Source organism: Polynucleobacter sp. JS-JIR-II-50, from assembly GCF_018687895.1.
GTDB lineage: Bacteria > Pseudomonadota > Gammaproteobacteria > Burkholderiales > Burkholderiaceae > Polynucleobacter.
In genome coordinates this window covers 1,902,519-1,924,672 of record NZ_CP061307.1, presented here as the reverse complement: position 1 = coordinate 1,924,672, position 22,154 = coordinate 1,902,519, and the positions used below count along the sequence as shown (strand labels likewise).

General features: G+C 47.2%; 21 protein-coding genes and 1 tRNA gene. 5 read left to right on the top strand and 17 right to left on the bottom strand.

Going from position 1 to position 22,154, the window contains the following annotated elements:
* Nucleotides 1–43 precede the first annotated feature (43 nt).
* The 4 genes from FD963_RS09535 to FD963_RS09520 all read right to left on the bottom strand — a co-directional run bounded on the left by FD963_RS09535 (nt 44) and on the right by FD963_RS09520 (nt 3,523).
* A complete protein-coding gene (locus tag FD963_RS09535) occupies nt 44–1,009 on the bottom strand; it encodes a ribose-phosphate pyrophosphokinase (protein WP_215321077.1) in 966 nt (321 codons plus the stop codon).
* A 54-nt stretch (nt 1,010–1,063) separates the two neighbouring features.
* Nucleotides 1,064–1,140 (bottom strand) — tRNA-Gln (locus tag FD963_RS09530).
* Nucleotides 1,141–1,145: 5 nt separating this feature from the next.
* On the bottom strand, nt 1,146–2,024 hold the full coding sequence (gene ispE, locus FD963_RS09525) for a 4-(cytidine 5'-diphospho)-2-C-methyl-D-erythritol kinase (protein ID WP_215362249.1): 879 nt from the start codon (nt 2,022–2,024) through the stop codon (nt 1,146–1,148).
* A gap of 11 nt (nt 2,025–2,035) precedes the next feature.
* The gene (locus tag FD963_RS09520) at nt 2,036–3,523 is read right to left on the bottom strand and encodes an outer membrane lipoprotein LolB (RefSeq protein WP_215362247.1); all 1,488 of its coding nucleotides are present in this window, start codon (nt 3,521–3,523) and stop codon (nt 2,036–2,038) included.
* A 35-nt stretch (nt 3,524–3,558) separates the two neighbouring features.
* On the opposite strand from FD963_RS09520, the gene mutM reads away from it, so the two are divergent.
* Together mutM and mutY are read left to right on the top strand one after the other, a co-directional pair.
* Nucleotides 3,559–4,395: a bifunctional DNA-formamidopyrimidine glycosylase/DNA-(apurinic or apyrimidinic site) lyase gene (gene mutM, locus FD963_RS09515; protein ID WP_215362245.1), complete on the top strand. Its 837-nt coding sequence runs from the start codon at nt 3,559–3,561 to the stop codon at nt 4,393–4,395.
* Nucleotides 4,380–5,540, top strand: coding sequence for an A/G-specific adenine glycosylase (gene mutY, locus FD963_RS09510; protein WP_215362243.1), 1,161 nt, complete (start codon nt 4,380–4,382; stop codon nt 5,538–5,540). The genes mutM and mutY overlap by 16 nt, the downstream gene beginning before the upstream one ends.
* On the opposite strand, the gene rapZ is transcribed toward mutY, so the two are convergent.
* The 9 genes from rapZ to FD963_RS09465 form a co-directional block, all read right to left on the bottom strand.
* Nucleotides 5,470–6,360, bottom strand: coding sequence for an RNase adapter RapZ (gene rapZ, locus FD963_RS09505; RefSeq protein WP_215362241.1), 891 nt, complete (start codon nt 6,358–6,360; stop codon nt 5,470–5,472). The two genes, mutY and rapZ, sit on opposite strands and share 71 nt — an antisense overlap.
* Nucleotides 6,361–6,363: 3 nt before the next feature.
* A complete protein-coding gene (gene hprK / locus FD963_RS09500) occupies nt 6,364–7,350 on the bottom strand; it encodes an HPr(Ser) kinase/phosphatase (RefSeq protein WP_215362239.1) in 987 nt (328 codons plus the stop codon).
* Nucleotides 7,347–7,808: a PTS sugar transporter subunit IIA gene (locus tag FD963_RS09495; protein WP_215362237.1), complete on the bottom strand. Its 462-nt coding sequence runs from the start codon at nt 7,806–7,808 to the stop codon at nt 7,347–7,349. The genes hprK and FD963_RS09495 overlap by 4 nt, the downstream gene beginning before the upstream one ends.
* 33 nt (nt 7,809–7,841) lie before the next feature.
* Nucleotides 7,842–8,165, bottom strand: a complete 324-nt coding sequence (gene hpf / locus FD963_RS09490) for a ribosome hibernation-promoting factor, HPF/YfiA family (RefSeq protein ID WP_012358449.1) — start codon at nt 8,163–8,165, stop codon at nt 7,842–7,844.
* 193 nt (nt 8,166–8,358) lie between these two features.
* Nucleotides 8,359–9,126 (bottom strand): LPS export ABC transporter ATP-binding protein, encoded by a 768-nt coding sequence (gene lptB / locus FD963_RS09485; RefSeq protein ID WP_215362235.1) that lies wholly within the window; start codon nt 9,124–9,126, stop codon nt 8,359–8,361.
* Nucleotides 9,123–9,686 carry a lipopolysaccharide transport periplasmic protein LptA gene (gene lptA / locus FD963_RS09480; RefSeq protein ID WP_215362233.1) on the bottom strand — a complete coding sequence of 188 codons (564 nt, stop codon included), beginning with the start codon at nt 9,684–9,686 and terminating at the stop codon, nt 9,123–9,125. The genes lptB and lptA overlap by 4 nt, the downstream gene beginning before the upstream one ends.
* A gap of 10 nt (nt 9,687–9,696) precedes the next feature.
* Nucleotides 9,697–10,338, bottom strand: coding sequence for an LPS export ABC transporter periplasmic protein LptC (lptC, locus tag FD963_RS09475; protein ID WP_215362231.1), 642 nt, complete (start codon nt 10,336–10,338; stop codon nt 9,697–9,699).
* 3 nt (nt 10,339–10,341) lie between these two features.
* Nucleotides 10,342–10,914: an HAD family hydrolase gene (locus tag FD963_RS09470; protein ID WP_215362229.1), complete on the bottom strand. Its 573-nt coding sequence runs from the start codon at nt 10,912–10,914 to the stop codon at nt 10,342–10,344.
* A 28-nt stretch (nt 10,915–10,942) separates the two neighbouring features.
* A complete protein-coding gene (locus FD963_RS09465) occupies nt 10,943–11,935 on the bottom strand; it encodes an SIS domain-containing protein (protein ID WP_215362227.1) in 993 nt (330 codons plus the stop codon).
* An 11-nt stretch (nt 11,936–11,946) separates the two neighbouring features.
* On the opposite strand from FD963_RS09465, the gene FD963_RS09460 reads away from it, so the two are divergent.
* Nucleotides 11,947–13,929, top strand: coding sequence for a monovalent cation:proton antiporter family protein (locus tag FD963_RS09460; RefSeq protein ID WP_215362225.1), 1,983 nt, complete (start codon nt 11,947–11,949; stop codon nt 13,927–13,929).
* Between the two features lie 39 nt (nt 13,930–13,968).
* On the opposite strand, the gene uvrA is transcribed toward FD963_RS09460, so the two are convergent.
* The gene (gene uvrA / locus FD963_RS09455; protein ID WP_215362223.1) at nt 13,969–16,866 is read right to left on the bottom strand and encodes an excinuclease ABC subunit UvrA; all 2,898 of its coding nucleotides are present in this window, start codon (nt 16,864–16,866) and stop codon (nt 13,969–13,971) included.
* A 37-nt stretch (nt 16,867–16,903) separates the two neighbouring features.
* Between uvrA and FD963_RS09450 the strand changes: the two genes are divergently transcribed.
* Together FD963_RS09450 and ssb are read left to right on the top strand one after the other, a co-directional pair.
* A complete protein-coding gene (locus FD963_RS09450; protein ID WP_215362221.1) occupies nt 16,904–18,088 on the top strand; it encodes an MFS transporter in 1,185 nt (394 codons plus the stop codon).
* 80 nt (nt 18,089–18,168) lie between these two features.
* Nucleotides 18,169–18,624 (top strand): single-stranded DNA-binding protein, encoded by a 456-nt coding sequence (gene ssb / locus FD963_RS09445; protein ID WP_215321062.1) that lies wholly within the window; start codon nt 18,169–18,171, stop codon nt 18,622–18,624.
* A 93-nt stretch (nt 18,625–18,717) separates the two neighbouring features.
* Here the strand turns inward: ssb and queF are convergent, their stop codons facing one another.
* From queF to ilvA, 3 genes are read right to left on the bottom strand one after another with little or no spacing between them, the layout of a single operon-like run.
* Complete coding sequence (gene queF / locus FD963_RS09440; protein WP_215362219.1) at nt 18,718–19,545, bottom strand: NADPH-dependent 7-cyano-7-deazaguanine reductase QueF; 828 nt, start codon at nt 19,543–19,545, stop codon at nt 18,718–18,720.
* A 39-nt stretch (nt 19,546–19,584) separates the two neighbouring features.
* On the bottom strand, nt 19,585–20,493 hold the full coding sequence (locus FD963_RS09435; RefSeq protein WP_215362217.1) for a 5'-nucleotidase: 909 nt from the start codon (nt 20,491–20,493) through the stop codon (nt 19,585–19,587).
* 12 nt (nt 20,494–20,505) lie between these two features.
* A complete protein-coding gene (ilvA, locus tag FD963_RS09430) occupies nt 20,506–22,026 on the bottom strand; it encodes a threonine ammonia-lyase, biosynthetic (protein WP_215362215.1) in 1,521 nt (506 codons plus the stop codon).
* Nucleotides 22,027–22,154: the final 128 nt, after the last annotated feature.

The window sequence follows — 22,154 nt, the reverse complement described above, 5'->3', positions numbered from 1 at the left end:
GCTTAAAACTGCCAAAAACCGGGGTAAAACGGTGATTTTTGGCTTATTCAGCAAACATCGACATCACTGAATCACCTTTGCTAATGCGGGAAAGGGTTTCAGCGAGGATCGGAGCAACGCTCAATTGGCGAATTTTGGATACTTTCATGGCCTCTGCGGTCAAGGGGATGGTGTCAGTAACAACCAACTCATCCAATTCAGAAGCAGCAATACGAGCTACAGCACCGCCTGAGAGCACGGCGTGCGTACAGTAGGCGGTAACGCCCTTAGCACCACGCTCTTTAAGCGCTTCAGCGGCTTTACAGAGGGTTCCACCGGTATCGATGATGTCATCCATGATGACGCAATGGCGGCCTTCTACTTCGCCAATGAGGTGCATTACTTCGGATACGTTTGCTTTAGGGCGGCGTTTATCAATAATCGCCAAATCAGTGCCTAATTGCTTAGCCATTGCACGGGCTCGAACCACGCCGCCAATGTCTGGAGACACGATGATCAGATCTTTTTTAGTTTTCTGCGCTTCTAAGTCGGCCAAAAGGACTGGGGAAGCATAGATGTTGTCTACCGGGATATCAAAGAAGCCCTGAATTTGGTCAGCGTGTAGATCCATCGTCAAAACACGCTCAATGCCAGCAACTGACTGAAGCATGTTGGCCACAATGCGAGCGGAAATAGCTACGCGAGCAGAACGAGGGCGGCGGTCTTGACGGGCATAACCGAAGTAAGGAATCACTGCGGTTATGCGGCTTGCAGATGCTCGTTTCAGAGCATCAATCATGATCATGAGTTCCATCAAACTGTCATTTGTAGGTGCACAGGTTGATTGGATCACCACGACATTCTTGCCGCGGACATTCTCTTGAATTTCTACTTGAATCTCGCCATCAGAGAATCGGCCAACAAAGGCTTTTCCCATTGGGAGTTTGAGTTCTTTGGCTACAGCCTCAGCCAAAACGGGATTTGCGTTGCCTGTGAAAAGAGTCAATAAATCTGCGTTTGTGGAGGACATAGTCTTATGGGTTTTGTGGGGTCAAAAGGTTATCTTTATCGTTTCTACAGTACTTGGCAGGGGAAGAAGGATTCGAACCTTCGCATGCTGGAATCAAAATCCAGTGCCTTAACCAGCTTGGCGATTCCCCTACAGGTCAATCTGAAGAAATCAAATTGTAAGCGGGATTTTTATTTAGCCCCCGAACAACCCGACCTACCCACCCTTCAGGAAGATTTTGCAGAAGATTTTCTAGTTTCGCGGTGTCAGTCTTAGAGTCTAAGACTGCAAAAACGCTACTTCCAGAACCAGACATTCGGGGCTGTGAGCCCGGTACTGCCTGGGTAATCCAATCCAAAGCTTGCTTCACTTCTGGGCAAATCCGCATCGCTACAGCCTGACAATCATTCGATTGATATAACAATGGCGATGCAAGAAAGCCATCTATTGTAATCGGAGCGTGATCTCGGGTCAATTCCAGGTCTTGGAAAATGCTAGCGGTAGCGATGCCCTTATTGGGAAATATCACCAAAAAATCAGGGGTTTGGAGGGAAATTTCTTGAATTTTCTCCCCGATGCCTTCAACAAAGGCATTTTGACCAAAAATGAAGAAGGGGACATCGGCTCCGAGCTGAAGCCCCAGGGCGCAAAGCGTTTCTTTTGAGAGATTGAGATTCCAAAGGATATTAAGACCAATCAATGTAGTTGCTGCATCTGAGGACCCACCCCCCATACCTGCACCCATCGGAATCTCTTTGTGAAGATGGATTTCAACACCAGCCCCAATCTTGCAAAAATCTTTTAGTAAGTTTGCTGCGCGAACTACCAAATCTTGTTCGGGAGGAACTCCGGGAATGGGCTTAATGCGGCGCACTTCATTTTCAGAAATACTTTTTAGGTGGATGGTGTCGCACCAGTCAATCAGTTGAAAAACAGATTGAAGTAGGTGATAACCATCCGCTCTGCGTCCGACGATGTGTAAAAAAAGATTGAGCTTAGCCGGTGAACGAAGAGATAAAGAATTGGGTTTCGCCATTGTTCTTTTGCTTAGTCATTCGGACGATCAAACACGAGACGTATATCAATCGATCCGATATTGGAGCTACGTGTCATCGTGAGTTTTTCAAGGCGATTAGTATTGCTCCATGTGTATACCAAGTCCCAGCCATCCTGACTAATTTTATTTACTTGACCCTTCGCGTTTCTATCAACACTTGCTTCACTTCCGGGCCGCACTTCGCCTCTTAACCAGTTTGATAATCCGCGCGCTGGTAGTGGTAGGCCTAATGTGCTCTGTACTAAGGTATCTGCATCAACTGCTGTAACAACTTTGCCATCACTTTCGAGCGTGGCTTCACCCGGCGTAATAGTAATTTTTGCAATTGAGCCACCCATAGGATTGCGAATCTCTAAAACATCTTTTAATGCCTCTTGGGTCAAGGTAAAACCACCTGAGCCACCTTGGTTTTGTGACTCAGTTAAGCCAATCACTTTGACGGCAAAGCGCCCATCCCATGAACCCTTAGATGCTTGGTCATCCCTTGTCCAGTCTGGCTTTAGGCGTTGTAAGGTTTCTTTCAAGGTTGGATTATTAGCATCGATTTTTTGTCCCTGGCGCCACATCTCTTCTGCTTCCGCGCGGCGATTCATGACCCACAACACTTCACCAGTATGAGCCGCAATATCAGCCTCTGGTTTCATGGCAAATGCTTGTTGTAATTGCTCTAATGCAAGGGCATTTTTACCGAGACGAAAATTGACCCAGCCCAAGCTGTCCAAAATAAAACTATCTCTTGGAGACAGTTGATGCGCCTTACTGATGAGCGCAAATGCCTCGGGTAACTTCATATTGCGGTCGGCTAAAGAGTAACCAAGCGCATTAAGGGAATTTACATCGCTTGGGTTCTTGCGCAAAATATCGCGCAAAGTTTTTTCCATCACATCCATGCGACCTACTTTTTCAGCAGACATGGCATAGGTATAAAGTAGGCCCTGATCTTTAGGTGGAATCTTGACAGTAGATGCGATTTCATAAAAAGCGCGCAAAGCATCTGACTCATCTTTCGCTTTAGCAAGCAATGCTTGCAATTGCAAAAGGGTGTTCTCTTGTTGGGCGGGAGTTTGTTGGCGTAATAGAGTAATTGCTGGCTTGATGGCATCAGACCAACGATTGCTTAAGACCAATAGCGTTATAAGGACTTCTTTAGGTTTGGTATCTGAGGCTGGAGAGAGTTCATCCCAAGTCTTAGCCGCTTGCATAGCTAAATCTGGGGAACCTCCTGCAATCGCAATTTCCATAGCTCTTTGGGCGAGCCTCGGGTCCTGGTATTGGCGTGCCATCTCCAGATAGGTGTTGTAAGCCAAGCCAGCCTCACCCCGCTGAAGGGCGATTTCAGAAGCGAGTACCTCAAAGACAGCTTCACCAGTTTGCAGTCCATTTGCCTGGGTTTGAGCATGGGCTGATGAAATGACTCCACCAGCCAAGGCCGCCAGGAATAAACCCCTTAAAAAAGGTTTTGGTATGAATTTACTCATAAGCACATTCTAATCCGCGAATCTACAATCCATTTATGCCAGAACTCCCAGAAGTAGAAGTCACCCGATTAGGAATCGCCCCCCATCTTGAGGGGCGCAAGGTCAGTGCCGTCAAGATTATTGATGGACGCTTGCGTTGGCCAGTGCCAGCCAGCCTCTCTAAAAGCTTGCCTGGGCAAAAAGTGCATGCCATTGAGAGGCGTGGGAAGTATCTTTTATTGGAAATGGATGCAGGCTATTTGCTGATTCATTTGGGAATGACAGGAACTTTGCGTGTGCTTCCAAGTTCTGATCCCCTCAAGATTCATGATCGCGTGACGCTAGAGTTTGGTAAATTGAGTTTGCGTTTGCATGATCCACGAAAATTCGGTGCGGTCTTATGGCATCCCAAATCAAGGGGCCCGATTGAAACATTTGCGCTTTTGCAAAAGCTCGGTGTTGAGCCATTTTCTCCAGAGTTTGCGGGTGAGCTGGGCGCGGATATTTTGTATCAAAAATCCCGCAAACGCAGTGTTGCTGTGAAGCAGTTTCTTTTAGCAGGGCAAGCGGTTGTCGGTGTCGGCAATATTTATTGTTCTGAAAGTTTATTTGAGGCAGGCATTCATCCAGCTAAAGCTGCAGGAAAACTCACGCGTCCACAATGTTCTCGCCTGGCTGAAGCGGTGAGATTGATTCTGAAAAAAGCTATTGCAGCTGGTGGTAGTAGTTTGAAAGATTTTGTGAATAGCGATGGTGATCCTGGACACTTTATGGTCCAAACCAAGGTCTATGACCGCAAAGACTTGCCATGTAAGGTGTGTAAGTCGCCTATTAGTCAGATAGTGCAAGGCCAACGCTCCACTTATTTTTGTACTCAATGTCAAAAACGCTGATCAACACATTTGCATCAAAGCTAGTTACTTGGCATGCGATCAGTGGGCGCTCAGGCTTGCCTTGGCAAGGTAATCGAGACCCTTATGCAGTGTGGGTTTCAGAAATCATGTTGCAACAAACGCAAGTGGCTACCGTCCTTGAGCGCTACCCGCGCTTCATGAAACGCTTTCCTACAGTTAAAAAATTAGCTTCTGCTGATATCGATGAAGTATTGGCTGAATGGGCAGGATTAGGCTATTACTCGCGCGCTAGAAATCTACACGCTTGCGCAAAGCAAGTCATGACAGAGTTCGGTGGCAAGTTTCCAAGTGACCCCATTTTGCTTGAGCAATTAAAAGGGATTGGGCGATCTACAGCTGGCGCAATCGCTGCATTTGCTTTTCATGAGCGAGCGCCTATTTTGGATGCGAATGTGAAGCGCATTCTGGCGCGTTTATTTGCTGTCGAAGGTGCAATGCAGGATAAGAGGGTCAATGATCGTCTATGGGATTTAGCAACGGATTTGCTGCCAACTAAACCTACGGATATGCCCGTATATACCCAGGCACTGATGGACTTTGGCGCAACTTGGTGCACATCACGCAAACCAGTATGTTTGGGAACTGAAAAAAAATGCCCATTCACAAAAGACTGCCAAGCCAATTTAAGCGATCAAGTGCTTTTGCTTCCACAAAAATCCAAGAAGACGAAATCCCCAGAATTTGATTGCAATATGTTGTTGATGCGTTCGGGTAACTCCATCCTCTTGCAAAAGCGCCCGAGTAAAGCCATTTGGGGTGGTCTGTGGTCCTTGCCGGAGGGTCCTTGGACCTCTAAGAGGTCATGTGCTGATGAGCTCGAGATAAGCCCACAGGAGTTATTTGCAGCTACATTGCCTGAAGAAAAATTGTCAGCACTTACAAAAGTTTGTAAATCATTAAAGCGAGCCGAAGAAATTAAGCATGTCTTTACGCACCGCAAATTGTGGATGCAGATATGGCAGGTAAGCGCTCCAAAAGAGTTTGCTTTTTCAAATCCAGATCTGAAATGGGTGCCGCTGACTCGGCTAGGGCACTACGGCTTGCCGCAGCCGATTAAGCTTTTGCTACAGGGATTGAATCTAGTTCGCGATGACGATCTAAAAAATTCAGCTGCAAGTCAATAAGGTCTTTTTGAGCGCGAAAGTGTTCGCTCAGGCGGCCTACGAGATAGACGGAGCGATGTTGGCCGCCAGTACAACCAATGGCAACCGTTAAATAACTGCGACCATCAGCAATGTAATGGGGCAACCACTTGTTAATGAATTGGGTGATGTCTGATTCCATGCTCATGACTTCTGGAATTTTTTCCAGAAATTCTTTAACTGGCTTGTCGTTGCCAGTGAGGGGCCTCAGTACTTTGTCATAGTGGGGATTTGGTAGGCAACGCACATCAAAGACTAAGTCCGCTTCGCTGGGCACGCCCTTTTTAAAACCAAATGATTCAAAAACTACTGTAAGACCTACAGGCTTGTCTTTGAGGAGGTCTTGAATCCAGGAACGCAGTGCATGAGCAGGCAAGTTGCTGGTATCGATGCTGTGCGCTTGGGTACGCAAGGGTTCCAGCAGACTCCGTTCTTTATCAATTGCTTCAATTAATGTTGCAGATTGTGATTGCTTGGCATTGGTAGATAAAGGATGGCGTCTGCGCGTCTCCGAAAAGCGCTGAATGAGGGTGTTGGTGTCAGCATTTAAGAAAACAATTCTGACTTGGTAATTTTTGCGTAAGTTTTCAAGAATCGAGGGTAGGTTTTCAATCGATTGCCCACGACGAGCATCGATAGCGACTGCAACTTGCTCGCACCTTTCTTTTTCCAGAGTAGAAATGAGGTTTTCGAGAAGCGAGACAGGGAGATTGTCTACGCAGTCATAGCCGGCATCTTCAAAAGCCCTCAGGGCTACTGATTTACCTGAGCCTGAGATTCCGGTAATCAGATTGATCTGCATGGCTTAGAGTAGGCGTCCTTGGGACTTTGAGGATTCTGACTCCGCATTCATCTGAATGCGTTGACGCTCGATAAATTCTTTTAAGGTATCGATACCGCGCAATTGCAAAATAGTATTGCGTACAGCGGCCTCAACTAGTACCGCCAAGTTGCGACCCGCAGCCACCTGAATTTTGACCGTACGAATCGGAACGCCCAGCACATCAATGTGTTGGGCTTCAAGAGGCAGACGCTCAAACTCGCCATCGGTTCTACGAACAAGCTGAACAATCAGGCGTAGTTTTAATTTGCGACGTACTGCGGTTTCACCAAAGATCGTCCGAATGTCGAGTAATCCTAGTCCGCGTACCTCAAGCAGGTTGCGCAAGATGACGGGGCAGCGACCTTCAATGTAATCAGGTCCAAGGCGTGCAAAGTCAACCGCATCATCGGCTACTAATCCATGCCCACGAGAAATGAGCTCAAGACCTAATTCACTTTTACCCAGCCCGGATTCGCCAGTAAGGAGCACGCCCAAGCCCAGAATATCCATGAAGACACCATGCATGGTGATCTGAGGCGCACCAATTTTGGTTAAGTAAATACGTAAATGATCAATGACTTCCGCAGCAGAAATCGCAGTGGTGAATAGCGGTGTTGAGGAGCGTTGGCAGAATAGTTGTAAGTCTGGATCCGCACTCTTACCATCAGCCACAATGACACAAGGAGGCATCTTGGAGATCAAACTAGCAATTTGCTCTTGTCTTTGTTTCGGCTCCAAAGCTGCGTGATATTCAATCTCTTGCTCGCCGAAAATTTGAATACGACTTGGGTGAATAAGGTTTAAGTGACCCACCAAGTCGGAGCTGGCTGCAGCTACTTTTACCGCTTCTGGTGGGAAGGTGCGGTCGGCACCTTCAAGACCGCCAATCCAAGACAGCTTTAATTCTGAAACATTGTCATCAAAAATCTGCTGAGCAGTTACTCCCTCTAGGAGTAATGGCTGAGTCATTTTGCTGTACCCCAGTGTTGTAAGAGTTCGCAAACTTTTAAGGGGTCTGCGGTAGACGTTAAGGTCTCGCGAGCATCTGCATCCGACAGCAGCTGAGCAATTGAAGACAAAATTTCTAAATGTTGTTGGGTGGCTTTTTCAGGCACCAGCAAGAAAATCAAGATGGACACCGCTTCACCATCCGGAGCTGCAAACTCAATGGGGTTTTGCAGTCTCATAAAAGCGGCGCTCGGCTGCTTTAAGCCTTTCACGCGGCCGTGAGGAATGGCTACACCAGCGCCGAGGGCGGTAGAGCCTAAATCTTCGCGAGCATTGAGAAACTCTATAACGGAGTTTGCTGTTATTCCTGTTTGTTTAGAAAACAGTTCTCCAGCGGCTGCAAATGCATCAGCCCTGCTTGTGGCGGGGATATCTAATGCAATGCAGTCGGGAGTAAAAAGATTGGTCAGGGCATTCATGTGAATTGATTATAGGTGTCCTGACGTACAAGATCACTCAAAATGCTTTTCGTGGTGATGATCTTGGATCTTTTCTTTGTGCTTGACAACTTGACGCTCTAACTTATCAACGACTGCATCCATGGCGTGGTAGAGATCAGCATTGTGTGCTTCAGCGAACAGATCTTTCCCTTTGAGATGAATGGTGATCTCGGCGCTTTGACGCAAGTCTTTCTCTTTGGCCTTGTCTACTACCAGGAAGGCTGATGCATCAATAACGTGATCGAAGTGCTTACGAATTTTTGCTAGTCCCGCCTCAAGATGAGAGCGCATGGCAGGGGTAACTTCCACATGACGGCTATTAATTTTCAAATTCATTAGCGACTCCTTTTATAGATGCTATAGATGCGTGCGCATAGTCATACCTGGGGTGCGCAGCAAGCCCCTGAAATTTTTTGTGCTGTTTTTTTTGGAAAATAAACCATGAGCCTCCAGCGTATCAGCGAATTTGCTGAAAACCAAGAGGGAAGTGCAATTATTATTACTTTAAAAGCGGGAAGCCTTGTCTGGCCTACATCCGGAAGTTTTCGCCCAGATAGACTCTGCGGACAGCATCGTTCTGAATAATTTGATCAGGCTTACCTTCGGCCAATACGCTGCCTTCACTGATGATGTAGGCGTGATCACAGATGCCTAGGGTTTCGCGGACGTTGTGGTCGGTAATAAGCACCCCAATTTGGCGGTCCCGCAGGAAGCGCACAATGCGCTGGATTTCCCCAACAGCAATAGGGTCAACACCAGCAAAAGGTTCATCTAGCAGGATAAATTTTGGCTGCGAAGCTAGCGCTCTCGCAATTTCTACCCGTCTACGTTCACCACCTGATAGGGAGAGGGCTGGGTTATTACGCAGGTGACTAATTTGGAGTTCGCCCAAGAGCTCATCTAGGCGGTTGGCAATTTCAGCTTTAGTCAGGGGCTTGCCACCTTGAGCTTGAAGCTCTAGGACTGCCTGAATATTTTCAGCTACGTTGAGCTTTCTAAATACAGAGGCTTCTTGCGGCAAATAGGAGAGACCCATTCGAGCTCGTTCATGGATCGGTAAATGCGTAATATCTGCGCCATCTAAAACAATGTTGCCACCATCAAGCGGGACCAGCCCAACAATCATGTAGAAGGACGTTGTTTTTCCGGCTCCATTCGGGCCTAGTAGGCCCACAACTTCACCACATCTGACTTGTACGGATACGTCGCGAACCACTGTTCTTGAGCCATACCGTTTTTGTAAGTTATGGGCGCTAAGAGTTGGCGCATTATCGATTTGGGCTAAATCCGCTGTCATTTCTCTAGGGTTGCTTTTCGTCTTGGTGAAAGGATGGCTCTTGCTAAGGGTAGATCATCCGGTTTTGCATCTTTAGGAGGCGTGACATGATAGTACTGCTTTACATCATCGTACTCAATTTTCCAGCCTTTTAATTGATCGAGCATTTGCATATTGAGTAAACGCTTCAAGCTAGCGTCGCCAGTAAGCGTCAGGAACTCTGTCTTGGCGTCATAAGTAACCTGTGCGCCACGCCCTTGCATGAATTCATCTGCAAGACCTTCGCGACGTTGCCTAAAGCTCGCTACCGCTTCCGGAGTGCCCACGACATCGACAAACTCATAACCCTGAGGATCCACTTCAATGTGGCCATCCTCACCAGTAACAATAATGCTGCCTTTGATTAGTAGCACCTGACCATTGAGGTCATAGATTTGCTTAACGTCGTTTACAGAAACTTTCTCTGCTTCCAAAATGACAGGTTTATCTTGATCTGCTTTTTCTGCATACGACAAAGGCGCAATGGATAGTCCTGTAGCAAAGGCGCCTAAGAGTGCGAAGCGAATAAACAAACTTTTCATCGGCACCATTTTATTGATGGCTCCGTGGGGCGCGCTCGATACGTCCTTTAACCTGGCCGCTCAGCACCATACTTTGTTCGACATTGTTAAATACACCACCTTCAGTGGAGTTCATGATTGACATTCCCTGCTCAAGGGTAATTGGCCGATCGGTTTCAATAATGTCATCGTTAATGAGCACCTTGAAATAACTTGAGCTAGCCAACATTCTTAAAGTGGCTGGCTGTGATGCAGTCGCCTCTTGAGCTGGGCGAAAGATGCTGGCGTTATCGTATAAATCGAGGATGGTGAGATCACCGTCGATATGGCCTGTATCTGACTTAACGGTTACAGGCGCTTTCTCAGCTTGAAACAGGCGCATGCGCGGCGTCAGGATATCGATAGAGGCATCGTCATCATAGTGGGTAACTTTTACCCCCAACACTCGGTATTTGGTATTGCCTAATTCATTTAGAGCGGATAGTGCACCATCTTTGATGGTGTAGTCAGGCTCATGCAGGCGCACGCGTTCTAAAGGAGATTTTTCTGGCGGAGTATTTTTTTGGACCAACCAAAAAGTTGCCAGCGTGAGTGCTCCCATCAGTATCAAGGGCAGCATGCGCAATAGAGCGCGACCGACGCTAACTTTAATTTGCTGAGGCTTTAACTGCATTGCTTAGCTACGAGCCTTAAGCAGTAATTCTTCATAGCGATTCTGGGCTTTGAGAATCAGGTCACATACTTCACGTACTGCGCTATTGCCACCATTACGTGTTGTCACTAGATGGGAAAATTCTTGTACAGCTTCGTGACCTTGTGCTGGGCAAATTCGAAAGCCTGCATTTTTCATCATCTGCATGTCTGGCCAATCGTCACCCATAACAGCGCAGTCAGCCGCAGTCAGCCCCAGAGATTGAAGAACTTCTTTCAGGGCAATAGCTTTGTTTTCAACACCCATGTGGACATGTTTAATACCAAGCTCTTCACAGCGCGCCAAAACCATTTTGGAATTTCTGCCGGTAATGATGGCAGTTGGAATACCGCATTGCTCTAATAATTTAATGCCTAAGCCATCTTGTATATCAAAGGCTTTTAATGATTCTTTACCATCAGAGCCAATCCAAACTTGTCCATTGGTTAATACGCCATCAACATCCAAGACCAAAAGCTTTACTTTGCCTGCGCGCTCCCAAGCTTGTGGGTATTGAGCTAGAGGATTGGTCTTGTGGGTATTGAAAGCGCTTGGCATGAAAGGGAAACTCGATTGCTAATGGAGGTTAAATGACTTTGGCTGCAAATAAATCATGCAGATTTAATGCGCCTAATAAATGACCTTGGTTATCTGTCACTACTAAATGATTGATGCGATGTTTCTCCATCATCTCAATCGCCTCTTCAGCAAGAAGCTCTGCTGGAATGGTGCGAGGATCGGCGGTGGTTGCACTCTCGAGTTTGATGCCGCCAAGGTCAGTAGTTTTTTCCAGAAGGCGACGCAAGTCGCCGTCGGTCAATATGCCAAATACTTTTTTGTTGGCATCTAGGATCACCACCATACCCATGCGCTTTGAGGTCATCTCTAACAAAGCATCTTGTAGTGATGCACCAATGGAGATCTTAGGTGTGTCTGCAAGGCTGCGCATTACTTCACTGACATGCATCAATTGCTTGCGACCTAGTCTGCCGCCGGGATGTGAACGAATAAAGTCTTCAGCTTCAAAGCCGCGCGCATCTAGTAAGGCGACAGCTAGTGCATCGCCCATGGCTAGTGCTGCAGTGGTGCTGGTAGTGGGCGCTAGATTTAAAGGGCAAGCTTCTTTTTCAACACTGGTATCTAGATGCGCGTCTGCCAATTTGGCCAGAGAAGAATTTGGGGCGCCAGTGAGGGCAATAAGTTTTGCGCCAGTGCGTTTCACGATTGGCACGATAGTCAAAAGCTCATCGGTCTCGCCGGAATTAGAAAGTGCGACAAAAACATCATCTCTAGTAACCATGCCTAAGTCGCCATGGCTGGCTTCAGCGGGATGAACAAAAAATGCCGGAGAGCCTGTGGAGGCAAAGGTGGCTGCAATTTTGCGGGCAATATGGCCCGATTTGCCGATTCCAGAAACTACGATTCTGCCTTTGCAGCCATGTAAAAGTTCAACCGCCAGGACGAGGGCATCAGCATTGGCGCCCTCAAGGCGATCACGCATAGTTTGCAGTGCGGCAGCCTCAATAGTGAGGGTGTCGCGCGCAAGCTTTAGGGTACGTTCACGAGTCTTAGCTATCATCGAGTAAGTATATGCCGTCAGTCCTTCAATTAACCCTCATTCTCCTGGCCTCGGGTGTGGCCGGAGTGGTTATTTTCCGCTATTTTGGCTTACCCCCTATTTTGGGCTATTTGGCCATTGGCGTGCTGATTGGGCCTAATGCCCTGGGCTTGGCGAATGATTCAGCCACAGTGAAGTATTTGGCTGAATTTGGCGTAGTTTTCTTGATGTTCTCGATTGGTTTGGAATTTAACCTGCATAAATTAAGGGCAATGCGATCAATCGTATTTGGTCTTGGTGGCAGCCAAGTCATTCTGACAATGCTTTTAGCAATCCCCGCTAGTTTGCTAATGAATTGGATTTATCCCATCTCATGGCATGCTGCGATCGCTTTAGGTGGTGCCCTGGCAATGTCATCAACCGCAATTGTGACCAAGCTGATTGCTGATCGCGCTGAATTAGAGACAGAGCATGGTCGCAATGTCGTGGGTATTTTGTTATTCCAGGATTTGGCCGTGGTCTTCCTGTTAATCCTATTACCATCGCTCGGAAAAAATCCTTCCGACTTGTTCGTTGCGTTAACTGCAGCATCTATCAAAATCACCGTTGCTTTGGTGTTGATTTTCTTTATTGGCCAAAGCTTGATGAGTCATTGGTTTAAGTTAGTTGCTAAGTTGCGCTCACAAGAGTTGTTCATGCTCAATCTGTTGTTGATTGTTTTGGGTATGGCGGCGCTTACCGAACACTTTGGCTTGTCGCTAGCGCTTGGTGCGTTCTTGGCTGGCATGTTGATTTCTGAAACGCCTTATCGCCATCAAGTGGAAGAGGATATTAAGCCGTTTCGCGATGTTTTACTCGGCCTCTTCTTTGTGACGATTGGCATGTTGCTGGATTTCAATGTCATTCGTGAGCAGTGGCTATTGGTTTTAGTTTTGCTGGTTGGCCCACTCATCTTCAAGTTTGGTCTTATTGCTTTGTTATCACGGGGCTTTGGCTCTAGCCCTGGAATCTCCATTAGGACTGGCTTGTGCTTAGCTCAGGCAGGTGAATTCGGCTTTGTGTTGCTTAATCAAATTGATGGCTTGGATTTAATTGACCCCGTCTTAAGCCAAGCAGTATTGGCAGCGATGTTGATCTCCATGTTTTGCGCACCATTTCTCATTGAATATAGCGATCGCATTGCAATGCGTTTCTCCAGCAATGAATGGTTGCTGCAATCGCTTGCGTTAACTCGTGTTGCCGCCAAGAGTGTTCGTAATGAAAATCACGTGGTCATTTGTGGTTTTGGTCGTTCAGGTCAAAGCCTGGCACGCATGCTCGATCAAGAAAAAATTCCTTATATTGCTTTGGACTTAGATCCTGATCGCGTTAAAGAGGCTGCGGCTGCTGGAGATAATGTGGTTTATGGCGACGCTAGTCGTGAAAACTATTTAGTGGCTGCTGGCCTTTCAAGAGCTAAGGCAGTAGTAATTACTTATGCCGATACTGCAGCAAGTATGCGCGTCCTTCGCCAGGTAGAGCGCTTGCGTCCTGGCATGACGGTATTGGTGCGTACTAGAGATGATGCAGATATCGCCAAGTTGCAGGCAGCTGGAGCTACTGAGGTCGTGCCCGAACTCATTGAAGGCAGTTTGATGATTGCTTCCCATGTTCTGCTAATCATGGGTGTGCCAATGCGTAAGGTAGTGCGACGCATCACAACAGCAAGGGAAGAGCGCTACAGCCTATTGAGGGGCTACTTCCGAGGGTCTGCGGACGATGACTTTGGTTCCAATGAATCTTGGCGTTTACATGCCATTACGCTACTGCCCCATGCAAAGGCGATTGGTAAAACGCTAGGCGAGCTCGATCTAGAAAAAGAAGGCGTTAATGTTCAGGCAGTGCGCCGCAAAGGTCGAAACGCCGATTATGTAAAGTTGGACCCCACTCTCGATCTCAGGCTTGAGGCCAACGACATTTTAGTGATCTCAGGCAATTCAGAGGCAACCGATTTGGCTGAAGCTAAATTACTCTGAGATCGATGAAGCTAGCAATATTAGATTGCTAGGTTGCCGCTACTTTTTCTTTTTACTGGCTACAGGAGTAGGAGTTTTGCGAGTTAGCAATGGCGCTAAGTAGTGCCCTGTAAAACTCAATTCATTTTTCGCTACGTCTTCTGGTGTGCCGTTAGCAATGATTTGCCCGCCACCGGCGCCGCCCTTAGGCCCTAAGTCAATAATCCAATCCGCAGTCTTAATAACATCAAGGTTGTGCTCAATGATGACAATCGTATTGCCTTGTTTCTTGAGGGTCTGAATTACCGTTAGCAGGAGCTGAATATCATGGAAGTGCAAACCAGTGGTTGGTTCATCCAGAATGTATAGGGTTCTTCCGGTATCACGCTTGGAGAGCTCAAGGGAGAGCTTCACCCGCTGCGCTTCACCACCAGAAAGCGTTGTCGCGCTTTGTCCAAGCTTCACATAGCCCAGACCAACATCTAGCAATGTTTTGAGTTTGCGCTTAACAACAGGTACCGCTTCAAAGAACTCATGGGCTTGTTCGATTGTCATCGAGAGCACTTCATGAATATTCTTACCCTTGTAGCGAATATCTAAAGTTTCACGGTTGTAACGCTTTCCATGACAAACATCACAGGGAACATACACGTCGGGCAAGAAGTGCATCTCTACTTTGAGAACGCCATCACCTTCACATGAATCGCAGCGACCACCCTTAACGTTGAAGGAGAAGCGACCGGCTTCATAGCCCCGCTCGCGTGATGCGGGAACGCCTGCAAAGAGTTCTCTAATTGGAGTAAATAACCCGGTATAGGTAGCCGGGTTAGAGCGCGGTGTTCTACCAATAGGGGATTGGTCAACGCTAATCACTTTATCGAAATGCTCTAGACCCTTTATCGCATCGTGCGCAGCAGGCTCTGCATTAGAGCCATAGAGATGCTGAGCAACCGCATGATGCAAGGTGTCGTTAATTAAGGTGGATTTACCAGAGCCTGATACACCAGTAACGCAAGTTAACAAGCCAACCGGAATCTTTGCATGAACAGATTGCAAGTTATTGCCACGCGCACCAATGATTTCTAAAAAGCGATCATTTACAGGAATACGTTTTTCTGGAACCGCAATTGCTTCACGGCCGGCGAGGTAAGCACCGGTTAATGAATTCGGGTTTGCCTCTACTTCGGCAGGCGTACCTTGCGCAACTACTTCACCGCCATGAACGCCAGCACCAGGGCCGATATCAATCACCCAGTCAGAGGCGCGAATCATATCTTCATCATGTTCAACGACTAAAACACTATTACCTAAATCGCGCAGGTGCTTCAGGGTGCCAATCAGGCGATCGTTATCGCGTTGATGCAGGCCAATTGAAGGTTCATCCAATACATACATCACCCCCGTTAAGCCAGAACCAATCTGGCTTGCCAGGCGGATACGTTGGGCTTCGCCACCCGACAAGGTATCGGCGCTGCGCTCGAGTGAAAGGTAGTCCAAGCCTACGTCATTTAAAAAGCGGAGACGTGCACCAATCTCTTTGACGATCTTGTCAGCGATTTCTCGCTTAGCGCCTTTGAGTTCGAGTGTCTCGAAATATTCTTTAGCTTCTTTCAGTGGTAGGGCGCTGATCTCGTAGATCGCACGAGATTGTTTCTTCTCACCTACTTTGACAAAGCGCGCCTCTTTACGTAAACGGCTGCCGTTACATTCAGGACAAGTTTGTACATTCTGATAGCGCGATAGTTCTTCACGAACTGTCATGGAATCGGTTTCGCGATAGCGTCTTTCAAAGTTGGCAACAATCCCTTCGAAAGCATGTTCGCGAATGCTGTTCTTGCCACGCTCATTGATGTACTCGAAAGGAATAGTGACATCGCCAGAGCCCAAGAGAATCAAATCTTGCTGTTTCTTATTGAGTGTTTCAAATGGCTTCTCCACATCAAAGCCGCCATGCTTAGCCAGGGTCTGAAGTAGTTTGAAATAAAACTGATTGCGACGATCCCATCCTTTAATAGCGCCAGAGGCGAGTGATAAATCGGGATGGGCAACGATGCGCTTTGGGTCAAAGAAAGACTGGTGACCCAGGCCGTCACAGGAAGGGCAGGCGCCCATCGGGTTATTAAAGGAGAAGAGGCGTGGCTCTAATTCTTGTAAGGAGTATGAGCAAACTGGGCAAGCAAACTTACTTGAGAAAATCATCTCTTTGCCAGTATCCATATCGACGATCATGGCTTTGCCATCCGCCAAACGTAAGGCTGTCTCAAAAGATTCTGCCAAACGTTGCTGAATGTCAGGACGCACTTTAATGCGATCCACTACCACTTCAATCGAATGCTTATCGTTCTTTTTGAGAGTTGGTAATTGATCCACTTCAAAAATCTCGGCTTTTGCTACGTTTGCTGTACCACCACCAGAGCGCACACGAAAGCGCACAAAGCCTTGTGCCTGCAGGTCTTGAAAGAGATCAACGAATTCACCTTTGCGTTCGCTCACGACGGGAGCCAAAATCATCAATTTCGTATCTTCTGGCATCGAGAGTACGGTGTCGACCATTTGAGAAACGCTTTGTGCTTCTAAAGGTAGATCGTGATCTGGGCAATGGGGCGTGCCCGCGCGGGCAAATAACAAACGCAAGTAATCATGAATTTCAGTAACAGTACCAACGGTCGAGCGGGGATTATGGCTAGTGGCTTTTTGTTCAATCGAAATCGCTGGCGAAAGCCCTTCAATCGTATCGACATCTGGCTTTTCCATGAGTTGCAAAAACTGGCGGGCATAAGCTGAGAGAGATTCCACGTAGCGGCGTTGACCTTCTGCATACAGAGTGTCAAAAGCCAATGAGCTTTTGCCTGAGCCAGATAAGCCAGTAAGGACGACGAGTTTCTCCCTAGGGATGTCTAGATTGATATTTTTGAGGTTGTGGGTGCGGGCACCGCGGATCTTGATTTCGTTATTCATGATTTTTTAGCGTAACTTGTTAATATAGCTCTTTCCCATGAATCCTTCTGAACTTCGCTCCACTCTGGCCTTAGCAGGCATTTTTGGCCTCCGTATGCTGGGCCTCTTCTTGCTATTGCCCATCTTTAGCCTCCATGCGCGCGGCTTGCCGGGTGGTGAGCACGCACTTTGGGTCGGTTTGACCCTCGGAATCTTCAATATTGTTCAGGCCTGTTTTTACATCCCTTTAGGCCGTTTATCGGACCGAATTGGCCGTAAACCCGTCGTTTTATGGGGTTTATCCCTGTTTGTAGCTGGAGCCTTAATTTGTGCTGCCAAAGATGATTTGCTTTGGATTGCGATTGGCCGCGGGATTATGGGCGCTGGAGCTGTCTCGGCAGCAATTTCTGCCTGGGTAGCGGATTTGACTCGTGAGCAGGTTCGCACGCGAGCCATGGCATTGGTTGGCGGCAGTATTGCCCTCTCGTTTGCTTTGTCTTTGGTCATTGCCGCCCCGATTTATCGAGCGATTAGTCTGAGTGGAATTTTTATCGTTCTAGCAGTCTTGGGTGTGATTGCGATGTTTGTGACTTATTACGTTTTGCCAACGAGCAAGCCTGAAGCGAAAGTTCAACAGGCTTCATTGAAAGAGGTTTTCTTTCGTCCAGAGTTGATGCGTTTGAATCTTGGTGTGTTTGTATTGCATGCAACTCAAGTCGCCATGTTCTTGGTAGTTCCTAGATTATTAGTGCAGGCAGGATTACCACTTTCTTCACACTGGGAAATTTATCTTCCAGTAGTGTTGCTGTCATTTTTCTTCATGGCTCCCGCAATTATTTATGGTGAAAAGAAGCAGAAGTTGAGAACCATTTTGTTAGTCGCGATTGTTTTGCTATTTATTGCAGAGTTAATCTTTACACAAGCAAATTCAGTCATGACAATTGCAACTGCTCTACTAGTTTATTTTGTAGGCTTCAATCTGCTCGAAGCCTTACAACCTTCTTTGGTGTCTCGTTTTGCTAAAGAATCTAAAGGTACCGCATTAGGTGTTTACAACACCACGCAATCCATTGGCTTGTTCTCAGGAGCAGTCATTGGGGGCTATTTGATGGATAGCCATGGCGATTTATCGGTCTTTGCCATGGGTGCAGCACTCCTGGTTTGCTGGCTTATAATTGCTTGGTCGATGGGTGAAATGCCAACGAGAGCAACAGATTCCAAGGATGTAAGCACAACGACATAACCGCAGCTTCATGGATTAAATTAAAGCGAGCAGTTTATTTTTAGTATTAATAACAGCAGTATTTTTCTTCGGGAGACAACATGGCTTCGGTAAATAAGGTCATCATCGTAGGTAACGTAGGACGTGATCCAGAGACGCGTTACATGCCAAGCGGCGACGCAGTGACAAACATCTCAGTAGCAACATCTGATCGCTACAAAGACAAACAAACTAACGAAATGAAAGAAACCACAGAATGGCACCGTGTTGCATTCTTTGGCAAGCTTGCAGAAATCGCTGGTCAGTACCTTAAAAAAGGTTCACAGGTTTATGTTGAAGGTCGTTTGCGTACACGCAAATGGACTGACGCTAGTGGCCAAGAAAAGTATTCCACAGAGATCGTTGCAGAAACAATGCAAATGCTTGGTGGCAAGCCAGTAGGCGGAAGTGGTGATGGTGGCGAGAGCTATAGCCGTTCAAAGCCGGCTGAGCAGTCTGCTCCAGCAGCATCAAATGCTGCATCATTGGGTGCGATGGACGACGATATTCCGTTTTAAGTAATTGCAACTAGTGCGGTAATTACCGTAATAGCAAAAACCCCTTCTAGGATTTCCTACAAGGGGTTTTTATTCGCCTGCATTTCAATAAATCTACTGTCTTGCGTGCCGAATGTTATCTGGCCAGGGTGAATTGTGATCAGTACGGAAAGGATTGATATCTAAGCCGCCGCGTCGTGTGTAGCGCGCATATACGGATAGCTTCTCCGGTTTGCACTGACGCTTGATATCAGTAAAGATGGTTTCCACGCAATGCTCGTGGAACTCACCTAACTGCCTAAAGCCAATGAGGTAGCGTAATAAACCTTCTTCCAAAATTGGACGTCCTTGATAGCGAATCTGTACGCTTGCCCAATCTGGCTGACCGGTTACTGGGCAATTAGACTTAAGAAGGTGCGAGACAAGACACTGCTCTATTGGACCAAACGATTCATTAACGCCCAGTAAGCTTGGGTCTGCTGGCAGGTTTGGATCAATCTCGATATCGAGCCGATCCATCAAAATGCCACCCATTTCTTGCATCCCCTTTTTAGAGACTACTTCTGTTGGGTTGATGCGGGTGGTGATCTTGCTGCCAGCAACTGCAGATAAGTCGTGAATGAGCCGCTCTTTAACTTCATTCTCATCCTCAAAGCGTGCACTGTTAAGACTGTTGAGATACAGCTTGAATGACTTGGACTCAATCATGTTCGGTGAGTCTGCGGGAATCTGAAACTCTGCCAAAGCAATTTGTGGCTTACCCTTTTGATTGAGCCAGCTTAGTTCAAAGGCATTCCAAATATCAACACCTACAAAGGGTAGGGCTTGATCTTCTTTAAAGCCCAACTTCTTTCTGTTCTCAGATCTGGGGATGGGAAACAACACACTCGGATCATATTGATCTGGATATTGCGTTGATTGTCCAAGTGGGATTGTTGCCATGAATGACTTTATTTCTTTTCGTTTTGACTCGTTATATTTTTAGCTTTTAGGCTTGTTCGATACGCCGGATACAACATGACCTGTTGGCGCAACGGAGGCTGCTGATTGGCAATGACCGGTTTGATCATCAAAGAAAAAGTCTGGTTCGAATTCTCGCAAAAACTCGCTCTTCGAGAGGCCGCCTAAGAACATTGCTTCATCTACATCAATACCCCAGGCCATCAGTGTGCGAATGGCTCGTTCATGGGCGGGTGCAGAGCGTGCTGTTACTAATGCAGTACGAATGCGCATACCGTTTTCACTAGTGGAGCGTTGCAGTCTATGTAAGGCCTCTAGCAAGGGCTTGAATGGGCCGGGAGGCAAGGGAATGTCGACCTTCTTGCTTTCGTGGTCCACAAAGGCTTCAAGACCTTTTTTCTGGAAGACTTGTTCGGCTTCATCAGAAAAAAGGACAGCGTCTCCGTCAAATGCGATGCGGATTTCATTGGGATGAGACTCAGCGGTTTTGCTGGACTCTGGATATACACGAGCGGCAGGAAAGCCTGCATCAATCGTTGCTCTCACATCATCCTCATTTGCGGACAAGAAGAGGTTGGCATGCAGAGAGCGCAAGTAATGATACGGAGGCCTACCTCTTGTAAATACGCCACGTTCAAGATGTAGACCATGATGCTCGGCTGAGCGGAATACGCGCAGGCCGCTGACTGGATCGTTGCGAGAAAGAATGACTACTTCGACACGTTGCTCACCCTCATCATTAAAGGCGAGGAGTTTTTTGACTAGTGGGAAGGCTACCCCTTTTTGAGCAGCCTCACTCAGGCGCTCTAGCTGCAACTTCATATAAGCACTGTCATCGGTTGATTCGAAGATGCGATTTTCTTCCTCGAAATCAAACAGGGCGCGCGAAGAGATTGCGACGACGAGTTTTCCGGTGAGTGTGTATGACATTTGAAGTTGGGCTTATTTCAGGAAAAGACGATAGGCGGGATTGTTAGTCTCATCCCAGTGTGGGTAGCCTAGGGTTGCCAAGAAGCTTTGGAATTTCTTCTGCTCATTCTTGGGCACCTGAATGCCAATCAGAATGCGGCCATAGTCGGCTCCATGATTGCGGTAATGGAACAGGCTGATATTCCAGTTGGGAGCCATGCTGGTTAAAAACTTCATCAAAGCGCCTGGCCGCTCTGGGAACTCAAAGCGATAGAGCAATTCATCTTTAGCCAGCGCTGAGTGCCCTCCAACCATATGGCGTAAATGTGATTTTGCTAGCTCATCATGCGTGAGATCAATGGTTGCAAACTTGGCTTTTCGGAAATGCTTTGCAATCGCTTCGCTATCACCGGATTTTTGTGTGCTGATACCAACAAAAATATGGGCTTCACTTTGATCGCCAATACGATAGTTAAATTCGGTGACGTTACGTTTGCCGAGTAATTCGCAGAAGCGTTTAAAGGAACCACGCTCTTCAGGGATAGTGACTGCAAATACCGCTTCGCGGAACTCACCAACGTCTGCGCGTTCAGCCACAAAGCGTAGACGGCTAAAGTTCATGTTGGCCCCACAAGCCACAGCCACTAAGGTTTTCTTCTTGATGCGCTTTTTCTCGACATACTTCTTCATGCCTGCAATGGCGAGTGCGCCAGCGGGCTCAAGAATGCTGCGGGTGTCAGTAAACACATCATTAATAGCTGCACAGATTTCATCTGTGTCGACGGTGACAATTTCGTCTACCACTTTCTTGCAAATACGAAATGTTTCTTTGCCAACTAATTTCACTGCAGTGCCGTCTGAGAACAAGCCAACGTCTTTCATCTCAATGCGTTTATTCGCTTTGAGTGATTGCCTCATGGCGTCTGAGTCAGCGGCTTGAACGCCGATCACTTTTGTTTTGGGGCTAACGGCTTTGATGTATTCACCAATACCGGAGATTAGGCCACCACCACCTATCGCGACAAATACTGCATCGATGGGTTTTTCGTATTGGGTAAAAATTTCGTGGGCAATCGTTCCTTGGCCCGCGATGACATCAGGATCATCAAAAGGATGGACAAAAGTTAAGCCCCGTTTTTTGCCGAGAATCTCAGAATGTTTAAAGGCGTCACTATAGGATTCACCGTGAAGGATGATTTCTACCCAAGATCCGCCTCTCGCCTTAACTGCATCAATTTTGACGCTCGGAGTGGTCACTGGCATCACGATGACGGCTTTACACTTCATTTTGGCTGCCGATAGGGCTACACCCTGGGCATGATTGCCTGCGGAAGCCGCAATAACTCCGCGTTTTAAGGCTTCTGGGGGCAAATGGGCCATTTTGTTATAGGCGCCACGGAGTTTGAAGGAGAAAACCGGCTGGTTATCTTCTCTTTTGAGTAAGACCTGGTTGCCCAAACGCTTAGTCAGTTCTGGGGCGAGCTGAAGTTCGGTTTCTCTGGCTACGTCATAGACGCGAGCCGATAAAATTTTCTTTAAATAGTTCGTTGCCATCCGATGAGCGTACCACGGATGGCTCCTAAGCCCTTAGATTTGCAAGGGTTTATCCCTTTGGGGAGCAACTTTCTCGGAATCCTGCCACTATCAGGTTCACTCAATTAAAATGCTTATTTATCAAATAT

What these genes read in the sequence shown, in the direction of transcription:
- FD963_RS09535 (WP_215321077.1), bottom strand. Translation starts at nt 1,009, where the DNA reads ATGTCCTCCACAAACGCAGATTTATTGACTCTTTTCACAGGCAACGCA.
- ispE (WP_215362249.1), bottom strand. Translation starts at nt 2,024, where the DNA reads ATGGCGAAACCCAATTCTTTATCTCTTCGTTCACCGGCTAAGCTCAAT.
- FD963_RS09520 (WP_215362247.1), bottom strand. Translation starts at nt 3,523, where the DNA reads ATGAGTAAATTCATACCAAAACCTTTTTTAAGGGGTTTATTCCTGGCG.
- mutM (WP_215362245.1), top strand. Translation starts at nt 3,559, where the DNA reads ATGCCAGAACTCCCAGAAGTAGAAGTCACCCGATTAGGAATCGCCCCC.
- mutY (WP_215362243.1), top strand. Translation starts at nt 4,380, where the DNA reads ATGTCAAAAACGCTGATCAACACATTTGCATCAAAGCTAGTTACTTGG.
- rapZ (WP_215362241.1), bottom strand. Translation starts at nt 6,360, where the DNA reads ATGCAGATCAATCTGATTACCGGAATCTCAGGCTCAGGTAAATCAGTA.
- hprK (WP_215362239.1), bottom strand. Translation starts at nt 7,350, where the DNA reads ATGACTCAGCCATTACTCCTAGAGGGAGTAACTGCTCAGCAGATTTTT.
- FD963_RS09495 (WP_215362237.1), bottom strand. Translation starts at nt 7,808, where the DNA reads ATGAATGCCCTGACCAATCTTTTTACTCCCGACTGCATTGCATTAGAT.
- hpf (WP_012358449.1), bottom strand. Translation starts at nt 8,165, where the DNA reads ATGAATTTGAAAATTAATAGCCGTCATGTGGAAGTTACCCCTGCCATG.
- lptB (WP_215362235.1), bottom strand. Translation starts at nt 9,126, where the DNA reads ATGACAGCGGATTTAGCCCAAATCGATAATGCGCCAACTCTTAGCGCC.
- lptA (WP_215362233.1), bottom strand. Translation starts at nt 9,686, where the DNA reads ATGAAAAGTTTGTTTATTCGCTTCGCACTCTTAGGCGCCTTTGCTACA.
- lptC (WP_215362231.1), bottom strand. Translation starts at nt 10,338, where the DNA reads ATGCAGTTAAAGCCTCAGCAAATTAAAGTTAGCGTCGGTCGCGCTCTA.
- FD963_RS09470 (WP_215362229.1), bottom strand. Translation starts at nt 10,914, where the DNA reads ATGCCAAGCGCTTTCAATACCCACAAGACCAATCCTCTAGCTCAATAC.
- FD963_RS09465 (WP_215362227.1), bottom strand. Translation starts at nt 11,935, where the DNA reads ATGATAGCTAAGACTCGTGAACGTACCCTAAAGCTTGCGCGCGACACC.
- FD963_RS09460 (WP_215362225.1), top strand. Translation starts at nt 11,947, where the DNA reads ATGCCGTCAGTCCTTCAATTAACCCTCATTCTCCTGGCCTCGGGTGTG.
- uvrA (WP_215362223.1), bottom strand. Translation starts at nt 16,866, where the DNA reads ATGAATAACGAAATCAAGATCCGCGGTGCCCGCACCCACAACCTCAAA.
- FD963_RS09450 (WP_215362221.1), top strand. Translation starts at nt 16,904, where the DNA reads ATGAATCCTTCTGAACTTCGCTCCACTCTGGCCTTAGCAGGCATTTTT.
- ssb (WP_215321062.1), top strand. Translation starts at nt 18,169, where the DNA reads ATGGCTTCGGTAAATAAGGTCATCATCGTAGGTAACGTAGGACGTGAT.
- queF (WP_215362219.1), bottom strand. Translation starts at nt 19,545, where the DNA reads ATGGCAACAATCCCACTTGGACAATCAACGCAATATCCAGATCAATAT.
- FD963_RS09435 (WP_215362217.1), bottom strand. Translation starts at nt 20,493, where the DNA reads ATGTCATACACACTCACCGGAAAACTCGTCGTCGCAATCTCTTCGCGC.
- ilvA (WP_215362215.1), bottom strand. Translation starts at nt 22,026, where the DNA reads ATGGCAACGAACTATTTAAAGAAAATTTTATCGGCTCGCGTCTATGAC.